Below are 15,244 nucleotides of genomic sequence, written 5' to 3' on the forward strand. Positions count from 1 at the left end.
AACAGGGGAAGGGGCGGGTGCTGCCGGTGCGGGGTCAGACCGCGTGGCAGGCGTACTGGTGGTCGGAGCCGTCCGGGGCGGCGGCGGTCGCCGGCCGCTCGGTGCGGCAGCGGGTCCGTACGGCCTCGTCGGCCTCCCGGTACAGCGGGCAGCGGTCGACGAACACGCAGCCCTCCGGGAGGCGGGTGGCACTGGGCTGCTCGCCCGCGAGGACGATGCGCTCGCGGTGGCGCTCGCGTGCCGGGTCGGGCACCGGGATCGCCGACAGCAGGGCCTTGGTGTACGGGTGCCGGGGCCGGGCGAAGATCTCCTCGGTGGCGCCGGACTCGACGATGTGCCCGAGGTACATCACCGCGATGCGGTCGGAGACGTAGCGCACCACGGCCAGGTCGTGGGCCACCAGCAGGTAGGCCAGTCCCAGTTCGCGCTTGAGCCGGGCGAGCAGGTTGATGATCTCGGCCTGCACGGAGACGTCCAGCGCGGACAGCGGCTCGTCCAGGGCCAGCAGCTTCGGCTCCCGGGCCAGGGCACGGGCGATGCCGACGCGCTGGCGCTGGCCGCCGGACAGGGCGGCGGGGAAGCGGTCGCCCATGGCGCGGTCCAGGCCCACCACGTCCAGCAGCCGGGTGACCCGGGAGCGGATGGCCGCCCGGTCGGCGCCGGCGGCCTGGAGCGGTTCGGCCAGCAGGTCGAAGACGGTCAGGCGGGGGTCGAGGGCGTCCGTCGGGTCCTGGAGGACGATCTGGACGTCGCGCCGCAGCTCGCGCACCTGGACCGCAGAGTGGAGGGTGGCGACGTCGGTGCCGGCCACCTCGATGCGGCCGCCCTCGGGGGCGCGCAGCCGCAGCACCTCGCGCAGGGTGGTGGTCTTGCCACTGCCGGACTCCCCCACCAGGGCCAGGGTCTCGCCCGCGCGCACCTCGAAGCTGACGTGGTTGACGGCGTGCAGGGTGCCCACCCGGCGCTTGAGGAGGGCGCCCTTGGTGACGGGGAACGTCTTGACCAGGTCCTCCACCCGCAGGACCACCTCGCCGACGGTCCGCTCCCCGGCACCGGCCGGCGGTACGGGGGCGGCCTCCCCGGCCGGGTCGAGGGTTCCGTCGGCGATCTCCTGCGCGCGGTGGCAGGCGACACGGCTGTGCTGCTGCCCGCTCGCGGTGGTCGGGCCAGGGGTGGTAAGGCCGGGGGCGGTCAGGACCGGTTCGGTGGTCCGGCACACGTCCTGGGCGACCGCGCAGCGGGGCGCGAAGGGGCAGCCGCCGGGCAGGCCGACCAGGGACGGCGGCTCCCCGCCGACCGGGATCAGGGGCCGTTCGACGCCGCTGTCCACAGTGGGGACGCTGGCCAGCAGGCGGGCGGTGTACGGCATCGTGGGGCGGCGGAAGAGCTCGTCGACGCTCGCGTGCTCGACGATCCGCCCCGCGTACATGACGGCGACCTCGTCGGCGTGGCCCGCCACCACGCCCAGGTCGTGGGTGATCAGGACGAGGCCGGCGCCGGTCTCGCGCTGGGCCAGGCGCAGCACGTCCAGGATCTGGGCCTGGACGGTGACGTCGAGTGCCGTGGTGGGTTCGTCGGCGACGAGGACCGAGGGCTTGTTGGCGATGGCCAGGGCGATGACGACGCGTTGGCGCATGCCGCCGGAGAACTCGTGCGGGAAGGACTTGGCGCGTTCGCGCGGGTCGGGGATACCGACCAGGTCGAGCAGTTCCACCGCCTGCTCCCACGCGTCCTGCTTCGTGAGGTCCCGGTGCACGCGCAGGGCCTGGGAGAGCAGCCGGCCGACGCTGTAGATGGGCGTGAGCGCGGACATCGGGTCCTGGAAGACCATGCCGATGTCCTTGCCGCGCACCCGGGAGAGGGCCTTGTCGTCCATCGCCGCGAGGTCGCGGCCACCCAGCAGGATCCGGCCGCCGAGGCGCGCGGTGGGCGGAAGCAGGCCCATGACGGCGAGGGCGGTGGCGGACTTGCCCGAGCCGGACTCGCCGACGATGCCCAGGGTGCGCCCGGGCAGCAGGTCGAAGTCGATGCCGCGCACGGCCTCCACCGGGCCGGCCTCGGAGGGGAAGGAGACGCGCAGGTCGCGTACGGAGAGGACGGGGGCGGGCACGGGTGCGGGCGCGGGGGCGGGTGTCGGATCGGCCGTCGGGGCGGCCGCGGGAGCCGCTGCGGGCCCGGTACGGCGGGCGGGTGCGAAGGTCATCGTCGGGCTCCTGCCGCGCCGGTGGTGGACGTGGGGTCGAGGGCGTCGCGCAGGCCGTCGCCGACGAAGGTCATCGAGACGGTGAGCAGGACGGTCAGCCCGGCGGGGAAGGCGAAGAGCCAGGGAGCGCTGGTGATGGTGCCCGCGCCGTCGGCGAGCATCGTGCCCAGCGACACGTCCGGGGTCTGCACGCCGAAGCCGAGGAACGACAGGGCGGTCTCGCTGAGCACGGTGGAGACCACGCCCAGGGTGAGGTTGACGATGAGCAGGGAGCCCAGGTTCGGGATGATGTGGCGCAGCACGATGCGCAGGGGGCGCACGCCCATGTACTCGGCGGCGCGCACGTAGTCGCGCTCGCGCAGGGACGTCGACACCGACCAGACCACGCGCGCGGTGGACATCCAGCCGAACACCGTCAGGACCAGGATGAGGACCCGCCAGTCGCCCGCCAGCCGGTGCGAGACCAGGGCGAGGACGAGGAAGGAGGGCACGATGAGCAGGAAGTGGATGACGGCGAGGGTGGCCTTCTCCACCCGGCCGCCGAGGTAGGCCGCGCCCGCGCCCACGACCGCGGCGATGGCGACGGTCAGCACGGACACGCTCACCGCGATCACCAGCGAGCGCTGGAGGCCGTGCACGACGGCGGCGTAGACGTCGTTGCCGCCCTGGTTGGTGCCGAACCAGTGCTCGGCGCTGGGGGCCTGGGTCAGTGCCGAGAAGTCGGCGTCGGCGTAGCCGTACGGGGTGAGGAGGTCGCCGAGCGCGCTGAACAGCACCAGCAGCAGGAAGATCACCACGCCGGCGACGGCGGGCCGGTTGCGCAGGAAGCGCCGCAGGTAGAGGCGGCGCCGGCCCAGGTAGCGCCCGTCGTGCACGTCGGGCACGTCGGGCACGTCGGGCCTGCCGGTGGCGGGTGCGGCTGCCGTGGCGAGCGCGCCCTCGGAGGTCGCGTCGGGGCTCACGGGGACGGCCATCTCAGTTCACCCGCACTCTCGGGTCGAGGAGGACGGTGGCGATGTCCGCGAGGATCGCGCCGACCGCGGTCAGGGCGGCGGCGAAGGCGGCGGTCGCCACCGTGCCGTGCACGTCGTTCTTGCTGATGGTCTGGATGAAGTACTGGCCCATGCCGTTCCAGCCGAAGATCGTCTCCGTGAGGACCGCGCCGGTGAAGACCGCCGGGATGCTGAACGCCACGGACTGGGCGGTGGGGATCAGTGCGGTGCGCAGGGCGTGCCGGCGGATCGCCTGGGCGCGGGTGAGCCCGGTGGCCCGGGCGGTGCGCACGAAGTCGGAGCCGATGACGTCCAGCAGCAGGGAGCGCTGGGTGAGGTGGTAGCCCACGTACCCCGTCAGGGTGAGCGTCAGCGTCGGCAGGATCAGGTGCAGCAGCCGGTCACCGAGCGTCGCCCAGAACCCTTCCACGTCGGGCGAGTTCTCCCCCGCGACGTACAGGAAGTGCCAGCCGGCCTGCTCGTTCAGCCGGATGGCCAGCAGCACCAGTGCGAGGGCGGCGATGGACACCGGGACGTTGAACAGCGCCATGGACACGGCCTGGGCCGCCCGGTCCCGCCAGCCGTACTGGCGCGAGGCGGTGTGGACCGCGAGCGCGACACCGACGACGACCGACAGGACCGTCGCACCGATCACCAACTCGGCGCTGACCAGGGAGCGGTAGCCGATCTCCCCGTTCACCTCGACCCCGACCGGGGAACGGCCCCAGTCGAAGTGCAGGACCACGCCGGTCAGCCAGTCCCACCAGCGGTGGAGCAGCGGTTCGTGCGGGTCGAGGTTGTACGGGGCCAGGGCCCGGGACAGCTGCTCCTCGGTGCGGACCGGGCGCAGTTCCTTGAAGTTCGAGCGCGGGTCGAGGAACCAACTGGCCAGGAAGTAGGTGGCGTTGGTGGCCACGGCGATCACCAGGAGCCAGCCCGCCGCTCTGCGGGTCACGTACCGGAGCACGGAGCGCACCTCCCCACCAGGTGCGGCGGAAGCGCCTGGGGGACGTCGGGTCTGAGGGAGGTGCGCATGGCGGCAGAACTTCCTGGAGCTGGGAGTCGGACGGAGTCGGACGGCACGGTCGTGCGGATCCGAGTCTGTGTACGACTGGTGTCGTAGCGCCAGTGACCAGGGGACATGGACATGAGAACGAAACACCCCCGCAGCAGAGGGGCATCGCGCCCCATCGTCCGTTCACATTCGCGGGGGTCGGGGGGCTCGGGGGGCTGGGGTGCCCACCCGGATCAGGCGGTGGCGACGATAGCCCGGGTGACGGCCGTGACGGTCGGGGTCGGGCGGCCGGGGAGTCGGGCCACCAGGATCCGGCGGATCTCGGGCGGGGCGCCTTCGACGCGCAGCAGGCTCACCCCGGACGGCAGCAGCGGCGCGAGCCGGGCGGGCACCGTCGTCACCCCGAAGCCGCCGGCGACCAGGTGGAGTTTCGTCAGCCAGTCGCGCGCGGAGTGGACGATGCGCGGCCGGCCGGGCAGGCCGGGCCAGACGCCGAGCAGCGGCTCGGAGCCGGACGCGGGAGTGGCGATCCACCGGGCGTCGAGCAGTTCGTCGACGTGCACCGCGGTGCGGCCGGCGAACCCTCCGGTCGAAGGCGCCGCGAGGAGCAGCTCGGTGTCCGCGACGGTCTCGACGTGCAGGCGCGGCGACTCGCCGTCCAAGGGGCGGTGGGGCGGGCGGGAGGACAGCACGGCGAGGTCGATCGAGCCCGCGCGCAGGGCCCGGACCAGGGCGGGCGTGGCGCCCTCGGTGGTCGTGACCGTGATCTGCGGGTCGGTTGCCGCGAGGCGGGCGAGCGCAAGGGGCAGGAGGCCCGCGCCCGCGCTCAGGAACAGTCCGAGTCGCAGCAGTTCGGCCTGCGGGGCGGTGCCGGTGAGGTCGCGCTCGGCCGCGGCCAGGCTGTCCAGGATCGTCCGGGCGTGGCGCAGCAGGGTCAGGCCCGCGGGAGTGAGCCGCACTCCGTCGGGGCGGCGTTCGAACAGGGCGGTGCCCGCGCTCCGTTCGAGGGAGGCGGCCTGGCGTGAGACCGCCGACTGGGTGTAGCCGAGCCGGGTGGCGGCCGCGGTGAAGCTGCCGGACTCCGCGATCTGTCGCAGGACCCGCAGGCCGGTACTGGAGACGTCCATGCCGCATACGCATACCACACGTGCTCGATCGTCGCTTCCCGCATGCCCGCCGGGCTCCTAGGGTCGATCACGACGAGCACGGACGGAGACGTCCGAAGACAAAGGCGTCCGAAGACGAAGGCGTCCGCAGACGAAGACGACCATGGAGGCTCACACGTGCGAGCAGCAGTCCTGACGCGGTTCGGTGCCCCGCTCACGGTGCGGGAGGTGCCCGACCCCGAGGCCGGCGGCGGCGAGGTGGTGGTCCGGGTGCTCGCCGCCTGCGTGGCCCCGTACGCGGCCGAGGTGTTCGGCGGCGAGCGGAAGTACCCCCTCGTGCCTCCCGTCGTGCCCGGCATCGGCGGCGTGGCACGCGTCGTCCAGGTGGGCCCGGACGCCACCCGGCTGCGGGTCGGCGACCTGGTGTGGTGCGACTGCACGGTGCGCTCCCGGGACGACGCCCTGACGCCCGACATCACCCTCCAGGGCTGGAGCTCGCGCGGCGAGGGCGGCGCGCGGCTCGCCCGGTACCTGCACGACGGGTCCTTCGCCGAGCTCATGCGGGTCCCGACGGAGAACGTGTACCCGCTGCCCCCGGCGGCCGGGGACGACCCGGCCCGCTGGGCCGCGCTCGGCGTGCACGTCATCCCGTACGGCGGGCTGCTGGCCGGCGGGCTCGCGGCCGGTGAGACGCTGCTCGTCAGCGGGGCGACCGGCAACCTCGGCAGCAGCGCGGTCGCGCTCGCGCTGGCGATGGGGGCGGGCCGGGTGGTCGCCCCCGGCCGCAACCGGGCCGCGCTCGACCTCCTCGCCGACCGGTTCGGCCCCCGGGTGCGCCCCGTCCCGCTCACCGGGGACGAGGCCGACGACCGCGCGGCGATGGCCGCGGCGGGCGACGGCCCGATCGACATGGTGCTCGACCTGCTGCCGCCGAGCGCACCCAGCTCGGTCGCGCACACGGCGGCCATGACCGTGCGCGAGTACGGGCGCGTGGTCCTCATGGGCGGTGTCGGCATGCTCGGCGGCGACGACCTCGCCCTCCCCTACCCGTGGCTCATGCGCAACTCGGTCACCGTGCGCGGCCAGTGGATGTACCCGCGCACGGCGAACGTCGGCATCATCCGGCTGCTCGCCTCGGGCGCCCTGGACCTCGCCCCCGAACGGGTCCGGTCGTTCGGCCTCGACGCGGTCAACGAGGCCGTCGCGTACGCCGCCTCGCACGGCGGCCCGTTCGAGCGCACCGTCCTCGTCCCGTCGGCGCGCTGACGGGTGTCGTGGGCCGGTGGCGACGGCACGGGGGGCGGTCCGTAACCGGCGGGACCGCCCCCGCGCCGTCAGCGTCGGCGTCCGTCCGCTCTCCGTCCGCTCTCCGTCCGCTCAGGCGGCGCCGAGCAGGGACGCCAGGGCGGCGGCCGTCTCGGGGTGCCGGCCGAGGAGCGCCGAGCCCGCCGGGGTCTGCGGCGCCGTCCAGGACCCGTCGCAGCCCAGGAGGGCGGCGAGCGCGTCGCAACCGGCGGGGTGCGCTGCGAGCAGGGCGGAGCCCCGTCCGGCGGTGCCGCCGCCGGGCCGGACCGGCTGGGGCGCCGGTGCGAGCCACGGCGGCACCCAGGTGTCCAGTTCGGCGAGCCGACCGGGGAAGATGCGTCCGGCTTCCTTGGTGAGCTTCGGGGCGAGCTCGGCGCCGCCGCTGCGCAGGGTGGTGATCAGGGTCGGCAGCCAGGGCAGCAGGACCGGGTCGGGCAGGCGGGCGAAGGCGTGCGAGACCGCCTCGACGACGAGGTCGACCAGGCTGGGCACCGGCTCCAGCGCGTGGAGCAGCCCGCTGAGGTAGCGCGGGTAGGCGGGCAGCAGGAGCGGATTGCCGAGCAGTTCGTCGCAGCGCTCGCGCAGGTCCTGGCGGGTGAGGTGGCCGAGGTGGACCCGCGCGGCCCACAGCAGGGCGCGCTTGGCCTGGTCCTGCGGGTCGGACCGGGCGACGGCGAGTTCGAGTTGGGCGCGGTCCCCGCCCAGGGACAGGGCCAGGCCCTCCATGCTGAACAGGAAGCTCAGCATGGCCGCGACCTGGCGCACCGTCGCCGTCTCGTCGGTGAACGCGGTGGGGAGCAGGGCGCAGTAGTGGGCGTACCCGGCCTCGGCGAACCGCTCGATCCACCGGGGCAGGACCGGCTCACCGGTGCGGTAGAACGCCAGCAGCCTCCGGACCCGGCGCAGCACCTCGGGGGCGCCGTCGACGCTGCGCTCGGTGGTCAGCACCTGGAGGGCGCGGGCGCCGAGTTCGTCGGCGAGCCGCCGGCTGCCGAGGTACAGGGTGGCGTCCTCCACAGTCCGCAGGACGACGGCGGCATTGGCCTGCGGGGCGTTGGCCTCCCGGCGCAGGCGCTGTTCGAGGACCTGTTCGAGCGTGACGCCTTCGTAGCCGAGCTCGATCAGGGCGCGCTGGTGGGTGCCGAGCGAGAGGTCCCAGGACTCCTGCTTGGGTTCGTCGCCGAGGGTGCGCTCGCCCATGATCGGGCGGGCGGCGTCGGGGATCAGGTGGCGCAGCATCCAGAGCACGTCGGAGCAGGGGCGCAGGTCGGGCTGGGACTTGATGTCCAGCAGCGCGCGCTTGACGCCGCGGGCCTGGAGGTTGAGGCCGAGCGGGGCGAGGCGGTCGTGGACGTCGCGGGCCAGCGGGGGCAGCGACTCGTAGCCGACCTGGCCGATCCGGTCGCCGCCCATCATGATCTCGACCAGGCGCCGGACGTCGCGCCGGCCGGGCACGGTCTCCTTCTCGATGCAGGTGACGGCCGCGTCCTGGAAGTCGTACGGGGTCGGGCGGGCGCGGTCGCGCATGCCCGCGAGGAGGATGGACGTCTCGTACACGGCGATGGCGTCGGCGGTGGAGGCGAGGTAGCCGTTGCGGCGGGCCGCTCGCACGATCTCCACGGACCAGCCGAGCAGTTCCTCCTGGTCCAACTGGTCGAGGGCGGGCGGTCGTTGCAGGAATCCGGCCAGCTTGTCGGTGCTGTCGCCGTCCGCGGCGGGGGCGGCGGCGACCGCCTTGCGGGCGCGGGTGGCCTTCGCCCCGGCACCGGCCTGGCCCTTGAGCCGGTAGGGCTGGACCCGGGTGCGCTTGAGGTTCTTCTCCCACTGGGCGGCGGCGATCGACACCGACCCGCCTTCGAGGCCGAACTGCCTCTCGATGGCGGTGTGACTGGAGGGGATCAGGCCGTACTGCCACTCGGTGGCGGTGCGCGGGGGCACGGCGAAGGTGTCGGTGCCGTGGAGGCCGAACTCCTCGACCCGGCTGGCGGCGTGGAAGGCGCCGCAGACGTAGACGCTCTGCGCCGGGTCGGCGCCGGTGGCGGCCAGGTGCTCGCGGATGCGGGTCCACATGTACCGCTCGCGGTCCTCGTCCACCCGCACACGGCCCGGATCTCCGGGCGCCAGGCGGCGGAAGAGGCTGCCGATCAGGAACATGACCTGCCGGTAGGTGTCGTGGTCGGCGTCGCCGAGCGGCCCCTCGACGTACTGGTGCCACCACTCCGACCAGTGCCGCACCTTGCCGTGGCGCAGCAGGTGCCGTTCGAGGTCGGCGAAGCGGGGCCGCAGGTCGCCCAGTTCGACGCCGACCGCGTCGCCGTGCAGTGCGGCCTCCTGGGAGGCAGCCGCGCCCACGTCGGCCTGGGCGGCGGCGGCCGCCGCGGCCTCGGCGGCGTCCGAGCCGTCCACGCTGTCCGGGGCGTCCGGGCGGGGCTGCCACTGGAAGACGTGGTCCGAGGACCGGTCGACGAGGACCAGGTCCACGCCGGGCGTCTCCAACGCGTACGCGATGGCCTGGTACTCGGCGGAGGCCTCGGTGATCGGCGCGACCACGGACAGCGGCGCCCAGTCGGCGGGGAACCCGTCGATCCGGGTGGCGAAGGCCTGGACGGCCACCGGCAGGCGGCAGTTGCGCAGCTCGGTGAGCAACGGGGCCATGTCCTCGCACAGTTCGAGGAAGACCGTCCTCGGCTGCCGGGCACGCAGGTGGCGGGCCATGGCGGTGGCGGAGGCCGGCGAGTGGTGGCAGACCGGGAAGATCTCCAGCGGCTCGCGCAGGGCACGCTCGACGTCGCTCACGAGGCCGCGGAGGATGCCGTCCAGGGCGCCCGGGCCGTCGGCGAACTCGGCGGCAGCCGCGTCGAGTTGGCTCCGCAGCGCGCTGAACGTGTCGGGGCCGGGGTGCCCGCCGGTGGCGGGCACCCGGGTGCTGGCGCGGCTCATGCGAGCGCCTTGAGGGTGTCCAGGCCGGCGGCGAGGAACTGCGGCCACTCGCCGCCCTCCTGCTCACTGCGCTGGTGGACGGTGTTGGCCAGGTACTTGGTGAGGATGCTGGTGTCCTCGGGCGCGCGACGGCTGAGCGAGGCGACCAGGGAGGAGCCGAGGGCGTGGGCGGTGAGCGCGCGCTCGCCGAAGAAGTTGCTGTGCAGGATGGCGTCCTCCAGTACGCCGATCTGCTCGGCGGTGGACAGGGCCGACTCCAGCCGCTCGTCGTCGCTGCCCGCCGCCGTCGCGACGGCGCGCAGGTCCTCGAAGGAGCGCAGCAGTACGTCCAGCAGGGTGGGCGGCACGTCCAGTTCGATCTGGTGGCGGCGCAGCAGCTCCTCGGTGCGGAAGCGGACGATCTCCGCCTCGCTCCGCTTGTCCGTCACCACCGGGATCTGGACGAAGTTGAAGCGCCGCTTGAGCGCCGACGACAGGTCATTGACGCCGCGGTCGCGGCTGTTGGCGGTGGCGATCACCGCGAAGCCGGGCTTGGCGAACACCGTGCCGTCCTCGCCCTTCAACTCGGGCACCGACACGTACTTCTCGGAGAGGATGGAGATCAGCGCGTCCTGGACGTCGCTGGTGGAGCGGGTGAGCTCCTCGAAGCGTCCGATCGTGCCGGTCTCCATCGCGGTCATGATCGGCGAGGGGATCATGGACGCGCGCGACTGGCCCTTGGCGATCACCATGGACACGTTCCACGAGTACTTGATGTGGTCCTCGGTGGTGCCGGCGGTACCCTGCACGACCTGGGTGGAGTTGCGGCACACGGCGGCGGCCAGCAGCTCGGCGAGCCAGCTCTTGCCGGTGCCGGGGTCGCCGAGCAGCAGCAGGCCGCGGTCGGAGGCGAGCGTGACGATCGCCCGCTCGACCACGCTGCGCTCGCCGAACCACTTCTGGGCCACCTCGCGCTCCATGCCGTCGGAGGGCTCGGAGCCGAGGACGAAGGTGCGGATCATCTTCGGGGACAGCCGCCACGTGGACGGCTTCGGGCCGGAGTCGACCGACTCCAGGTAGTCCAGCTCATCGGCGTACTTGGTCTCGGCGGGGGCGCGGAGCATGTCGGACATCGGGCAGGAGCCTTTCTGCGGCGTGGGAATGGGGGATGAACGGGTGCGGCGCGGTGCGGCGCTCAGGTCAGGAACGTCTTGAGCTCGTGGACCAGCTTGTTGATGTGGCCGGAGAGCACCGGGGTGCCCTGGTCCTTGAACCGCTGGCGGAACCACGGGTTGACGCTGCCCCGGCCCGCACTCGTGACCGAGCCGACCGGGATGAACTTCACGCCGGAGCGGTGCACGGCGGCCATCTGCGCGAACAGCTCCTCGCCGCGCCACTCGTAGAAGTCGGAGATCCACACGACGACGGTGTTGACCGGCTCGGCGATCTTCGGCTGGGCGAGGGCCATGGCGACCGTACCGTCGGTGCCGCCGCCGAGCTGGGTGCGCAGCAGCGTCTCGAACGGGTCGTGGACCCACGGGGTGAGGTCGACGGCCCGGGTGTCGTACGCCACCAGGTGGACGTCGACCTTGGGCAGGCCGGCGAAGATCGAGGCGAGGATGGTGCAGTTGACCATGGAGTCGACCATCGAGCCGGACTGGTCCACGACCACGATCAGGCGCTGCGGCGTCGTCTTGCGGGTGGTGTGCCGGTAGTAGAGCCGGTCGACGTAGAGCCGCTCGTCGTCGGGGCTCCAGTTGACGAGGTTCTTCTCGACCGTGCGCTTGAGGTCGAGGTTGCGCCACACCCGCTTCGGCGGCACCGAGCGGTCCAGCTCCCCCGCCGTGGCCTTCTCGACCTGGGTGCGCAGCACCTCGGCGACCTCGTCGACGAACCGGCGGATCAGGGCCTTGGCGTTGGCGAGCGCGGTGCCGTCGAGGTTGCCCTTGTCGTGCAGCAGCTGCTCGATCAGCGACATGCTCGGGGTGAGGCGGGCGGCGAGCCTGCTGTCCGCGAGGACTTCGCGCAGGCGCATCCGCTTGACCAGATCGGCCTCGATGGCGGCGAGTTCGGGGCCGATCACGGGGATCAGCGTGGACAGGTCCGGGGTGCCGGGGGTCCCGGGGGTGCCGATGCCGGTGCCGGCGTGACGGCCGAGGCCTGTCTGACGGCCGAGGCCTGCGTGGCGGCCGGCGCGCAGTTCCCCGGGCTTGCAGCCGAGGGCGCGCTCCAGCCATCCCGCGTCGGACTGCCAGCGGGAGAGCTGGCCCGCGGTCACCGTGCCGGAGCCGGTGGCGAGGGCGTTGAGGAGGATCTTGGAGTACAGGGCCGCGCGCCGGACCTCGGCGGCCCGGTCGCGGGCCCCGACCGGGCCTGCGGCGGCATCAGCGTCGGTTTCGAGGTCGGCGTCGGCGCCCGGCGCCAGGAGGCCGTCGAACTCCGCTGCCAGGCCGGGGTGGCGCTGGACGAGCGAGTCCACGGACGTACGAGGGTCCAGCAGGCCCGCGGGCAGGCCCAGGTCCTCGACGACGGCCAGACTCGCCGTCTCCAGCGCGGGCTGCTCCGCCGGGTCGAACAGACGCGCCAGCAGCTGCCAGTACAGCACCTGTCGGCGGTTCCCCTCGGGGTCCGCGAGAGCACCGCCGTTCCCATCGGTGGTGGTGAAGGAGGTGGAGGAGGAGGTCATGGGTCCGTTCACTTCCGCAGCAGCTTGCCGGCGCGCTCGCGCAGCACGGTCACCGTCTCGCTCGCTGCCGCCTCGGCCTTGCCGCCGCTCTTGTCGGTGGTGCCACCCGCCCACGCACCGGCGTGCAGGCCCACCGTCCGGCGCTTGACGGTGGATTCGACGGCCAGCGGCTGGAGGACGAAGGCCCCGGCGTCCCAGCGCAGCAGGCCGATGCACGCGGTGGACGCGGCCACCGCCTGCGGCGTGAGCGGGCCCGCCACCGGGATGCGGTCGGTGTCGACGGCGAGCGGGTGGCCGGCCAGGTCGAAGGTCAGCGCCCCGTCCTGCTCCAGGGCGGTGTAGCCCTCCAGGAAGACCGGCTCGGCCAGGCGTACCGGGTGGCGCTCCAGCGGCGCGACCGGCGCGCCCACGGCGGTGGGCAGCACGACCCTGGCGGTGGCGAACGGGTCGGCCTCGGCCGCGGTGCGGGCGAGTTCGTCGCTCCACAGCAGGTCGCCCTCGGCGGTGAGCGGCATGTCCGTCACCGTCACGGCGCGGCCCTCGCCCGCCGCCGCCAGGAGCGACATCCGGGGGCGCAGCAGCTGCCAGACCCCGGCGCCCAGGACGCTGTCCGGCTTCGGGACCGACACCGACGCCCGGACCAGGCGGGGCGCGGAGCCGTCGGCCGGCTCGAACACGGCGTGGACCTGGGCCTGCGCGGCCGTCGCGTGCTCGTGCAGGTCGACGCCGAGCGGCAGCAGCCGTCCGGTGACCGTCTGCGGGTCAGGGACGGTGCCCGCACCGGGAGTCGCCAGCAGCAGGGCCCGCGACCACAGGTCGGCCCAGCGGCGGACCGGGACGCGTTCCAGACTCGCTCCCGGGCAGGACGCGGCGAGTTCGCCCGCGAACCCGTCCAGCAGGACGGCGAGGCGACGCAGCTGCGGGTCCGGGAGCATCGCGGAGACGAGCTGCGCCGAGGCCGACACGAGGTCGTGGTCCATGCCGAGCCAGCCGGTACGGGCCAGGTCCGCGAGCCAGGCGCGGACCGCGGTGAGCACGTTCGACGCGCCGCCCGGGCCCTCGGCGGGCACCGTCCACAGGGCGGTGGTACGACCGGTCGCCCCGCCCACGACACCGTGGAGCGCGTCGTGGGCCGCACCGAGCAGAGCGGTACGGGCGGCCGCCAGGGCCAGCAGGTGGCCCTCGTCCGCGGTGCCGGCGGCCGCCTTCTCGGCGGCCTCGGCGACGAGGGCCGCCAGCGGCGAGTCCGCGACGGCCCCCGCGAGCTCGGCCAGCGCCTGGGCCTGGGCCGGCCGGGGCCGCACCAGGCCGTCGGACATCGCCCGGTCGAAGGCGTCGACGACGGCGAGCGCCTCGTCGAGGCCGCCGACCGGCGCGTGGAGGAGGTCGGTGCGCATCACGCCACCGCCCGGGTGGTCGGGAACCAGTGCAGGTCCGGCAGCGGAGTGGTCACCGGCTCGAACTCCAGGTACTCCAGGTGGTTCAGGAACCGGGTGAACACCGCCGCCGCAGGCGACTCGGCGGCCTTCACCGGGCGGGTGGCGCTCATGGCACCGGTGATGACCCGGGCGGTGGCCTCCTCCGTACCGGTGTCCACCCGCAGGTAACGGGCGACACGGTCACCGCCGAACTGCACCACCGCCTCGCCGACCAGCGCCTCCAGGTGCTTGCAGTAGCCACCCCGGGCGCCGCCGCACGGACGGTTGTTGTTGGTGCTGCACGAGAACGCGAAGGAACCGGCCTCGACGGCCGACACGTAGACCCGGCCGATGTCCGAACCGCTGGACACCACACCCTGCAGCCGACCGTCCGCCAACTGCACGAACGGCACCTTCGCGAGCTTGCGGGGCCGGGCGGGCGGAACCACCCGGACCGTACTCGAACCTTCCCAGGCAGGCAGAAGCACACCATCTCCAATGGGGTTGGGGGGACAGCGCGCCACGACAGGGCGGCAGCGCTTGTGGTGATGAACGTAGTGGTCACCACCGACAACCGGCCCCGCCGGGCCGGCCCGGCTCATCACTCGGCGCTGCGGAAGGACGTCGACGCCCGCACCGGCGGGGACGGACCGTCAGCTCCCGGCGGAATTCGAGCTCTCCCCGCCCGCATCCACGCGCCCGCGGCACGACGCCCGTCGCCCCTTGACCGACCACCGCGTCCAACGGCGCGTCGCACAACCGCGGCCGTCCGGGGGCGGAGTCGGGAACCCGGTGGTCGGCCCAGCCGAGCAGCCGGGGCTCGCCCGCTCCGAGGATCCGGACCGCCTCGGCCAACTCCCTTGCGCGCTGGGTCCCTTGCTCCCAGGTCGCGGTGACGACGGTGGTCCGGGCTCCGGCATCGGCGTGCTGGGCGAGTACGCCCCCGGCCGCGAGCGACTCGTCGTCGGGGTGCGCCATCACGACGAGCAGGCTGGGCAGGGACACGGATTCCTCCTCTTGGGGTTGCGGCGTGGCCCGGTTGACCGCACCGGGGACGTGGCACAACTGCGGTGGCAGGGCGATGTCGACGCGATCCGGACCGCGCCTCTGGTGAACCACCGAGTCCGAGCCCGAGGAGGAGGACGAGGACGGGTAGGGTCGGTGCCCGCATCCGCACGCCCCTGGTCATTGTCAGTGGCACCGGGCAACCTGTGCGTATGCGTGCCCCGAGAGTTCAGTGCCCGGCCTGCGAACGGCCGGTAGCCCTCATGCCGACCCGCCGTGCCGGTTACGGCGTCATCCATGACCACAAGCGGGACCGCCGCTCCCTCATCCTCTGCGAAGGCAGCATGAAGCAGGTGCCGCTGGCCGACGCCGTCGTCCGGCAGGACGCCCTCCCGGGACTCGGCGGGGCTGACGGGGTCGAGCCCACCCTCTTCTGAGCCCAGGAGCCCACGGACAGTGCCGTCGAACGGACCGGCAGGACCCCGGGGTCCTGCCTCCGCGCCGCTAGGGCCTGTCCGGCGGATCTTGGCAGATCAGCGCGCGGCGTTGGGCGCCCGGCTGGGCGTGCGCCCGAGTCGGCCTCGTACTGGACGTA

11 protein-coding genes and 1 pseudogene are annotated in these 15,244 nt (G+C 73.7%); 2 read left to right on the forward strand and 10 right to left on the reverse strand.

Annotated features, from left to right (window positions below):
* Positions 1-34 precede the first annotated feature (34 nt).
* The 4 genes from ACFXOZ_RS29405 to ACFXOZ_RS29420 form a co-directional block, all read right to left on the reverse strand.
* Positions 35-2,203, reverse strand: a complete 2,169-nt coding sequence (locus ACFXOZ_RS29405) for a dipeptide ABC transporter ATP-binding protein (RefSeq protein WP_380593280.1) — start codon at positions 2,201-2,203, stop codon at positions 35-37.
* On the reverse strand, positions 2,200-3,177 hold the full coding sequence (locus tag ACFXOZ_RS29410) for an ABC transporter permease (protein ID WP_380593281.1): 978 nt from the start codon (positions 3,175-3,177) through the stop codon (positions 2,200-2,202). Before ACFXOZ_RS29410 ends, ACFXOZ_RS29405 begins: the two co-directional genes overlap by 4 nt.
* Before the next feature lies 1 nt (position 3,178).
* A complete protein-coding gene (locus ACFXOZ_RS29415) occupies positions 3,179-4,162 on the reverse strand; it encodes an ABC transporter permease (RefSeq protein ID WP_375893758.1) in 984 nt (327 codons plus the stop codon).
* A gap of 281 nt (positions 4,163-4,443) precedes the next feature.
* On the reverse strand, positions 4,444-5,337 hold the full coding sequence (locus ACFXOZ_RS29420; protein WP_380593282.1) for a LysR family transcriptional regulator: 894 nt from the start codon (positions 5,335-5,337) through the stop codon (positions 4,444-4,446).
* Between the two features lie 156 nt (positions 5,338-5,493).
* On the opposite strand from ACFXOZ_RS29420, the gene ACFXOZ_RS29425 reads away from it, so the two are divergent.
* On the forward strand, positions 5,494-6,582 hold the full coding sequence (locus tag ACFXOZ_RS29425) for an alcohol dehydrogenase catalytic domain-containing protein (RefSeq protein ID WP_380593283.1): 1,089 nt from the start codon (positions 5,494-5,496) through the stop codon (positions 6,580-6,582).
* A 111-nt stretch (positions 6,583-6,693) separates the two neighbouring features.
* Here ACFXOZ_RS29425 and ACFXOZ_RS29430 read toward each other — a convergent pair whose 3' ends face one another.
* The 6 genes and pseudogenes from ACFXOZ_RS29430 to ACFXOZ_RS29455 form a co-directional block, all read right to left on the reverse strand.
* Entirely contained in the window at positions 6,694-9,561 is a 2,868-nt protein-coding gene (locus ACFXOZ_RS29430; RefSeq protein ID WP_380593284.1) for a hypothetical protein, read from the reverse strand.
* Positions 9,558-10,673 carry an AAA family ATPase gene (locus ACFXOZ_RS29435; protein WP_380522799.1) on the reverse strand — a complete coding sequence of 372 codons (1,116 nt, stop codon included), beginning with the start codon at positions 10,671-10,673 and terminating at the stop codon, positions 9,558-9,560. Before ACFXOZ_RS29435 ends, ACFXOZ_RS29430 begins: the two co-directional genes overlap by 4 nt.
* A 62-nt stretch (positions 10,674-10,735) precedes the next feature.
* Complete coding sequence (locus ACFXOZ_RS29440) at positions 10,736-12,226, reverse strand: VWA domain-containing protein (RefSeq protein ID WP_380593285.1); 1,491 nt, start codon at positions 12,224-12,226, stop codon at positions 10,736-10,738.
* An 8-nt stretch (positions 12,227-12,234) separates the two neighbouring features.
* Positions 12,235-13,653, reverse strand: coding sequence for a hypothetical protein (locus tag ACFXOZ_RS29445; protein WP_380522861.1), 1,419 nt, complete (start codon positions 13,651-13,653; stop codon positions 12,235-12,237).
* Positions 13,623-14,126 carry a hypothetical protein gene (locus ACFXOZ_RS29450; RefSeq protein WP_380522859.1) on the reverse strand — a complete coding sequence of 168 codons (504 nt, stop codon included), beginning with the start codon at positions 14,124-14,126 and terminating at the stop codon, positions 13,623-13,625. The genes ACFXOZ_RS29445 and ACFXOZ_RS29450 overlap by 31 nt, the downstream gene beginning before the upstream one ends.
* A gap of 247 nt (positions 14,127-14,373) precedes the next feature.
* Positions 14,374-14,649: pseudogene (locus tag ACFXOZ_RS29455) on the reverse strand (PIG-L deacetylase family protein); the annotation flags it as partial.
* 263 nt (positions 14,650-14,912) lie between these two features.
* Here ACFXOZ_RS29455 and ACFXOZ_RS29460 point away from each other — a divergent pair.
* The gene (locus ACFXOZ_RS29460; RefSeq protein ID WP_380404606.1) at positions 14,913-15,086 is read left to right on the forward strand and encodes a hypothetical protein; all 174 of its coding nucleotides are present in this window, start codon (positions 14,913-14,915) and stop codon (positions 15,084-15,086) included.
* Positions 15,087-15,244 lie beyond the last annotated feature (158 nt).

Origin of the sequence: Kitasatospora sp. NPDC059160, assembly GCF_042755465.1 — a bacterium.
Classification (GTDB): Bacteria; Actinomycetota; Actinomycetes; order Streptomycetales; family Streptomycetaceae; genus Kitasatospora.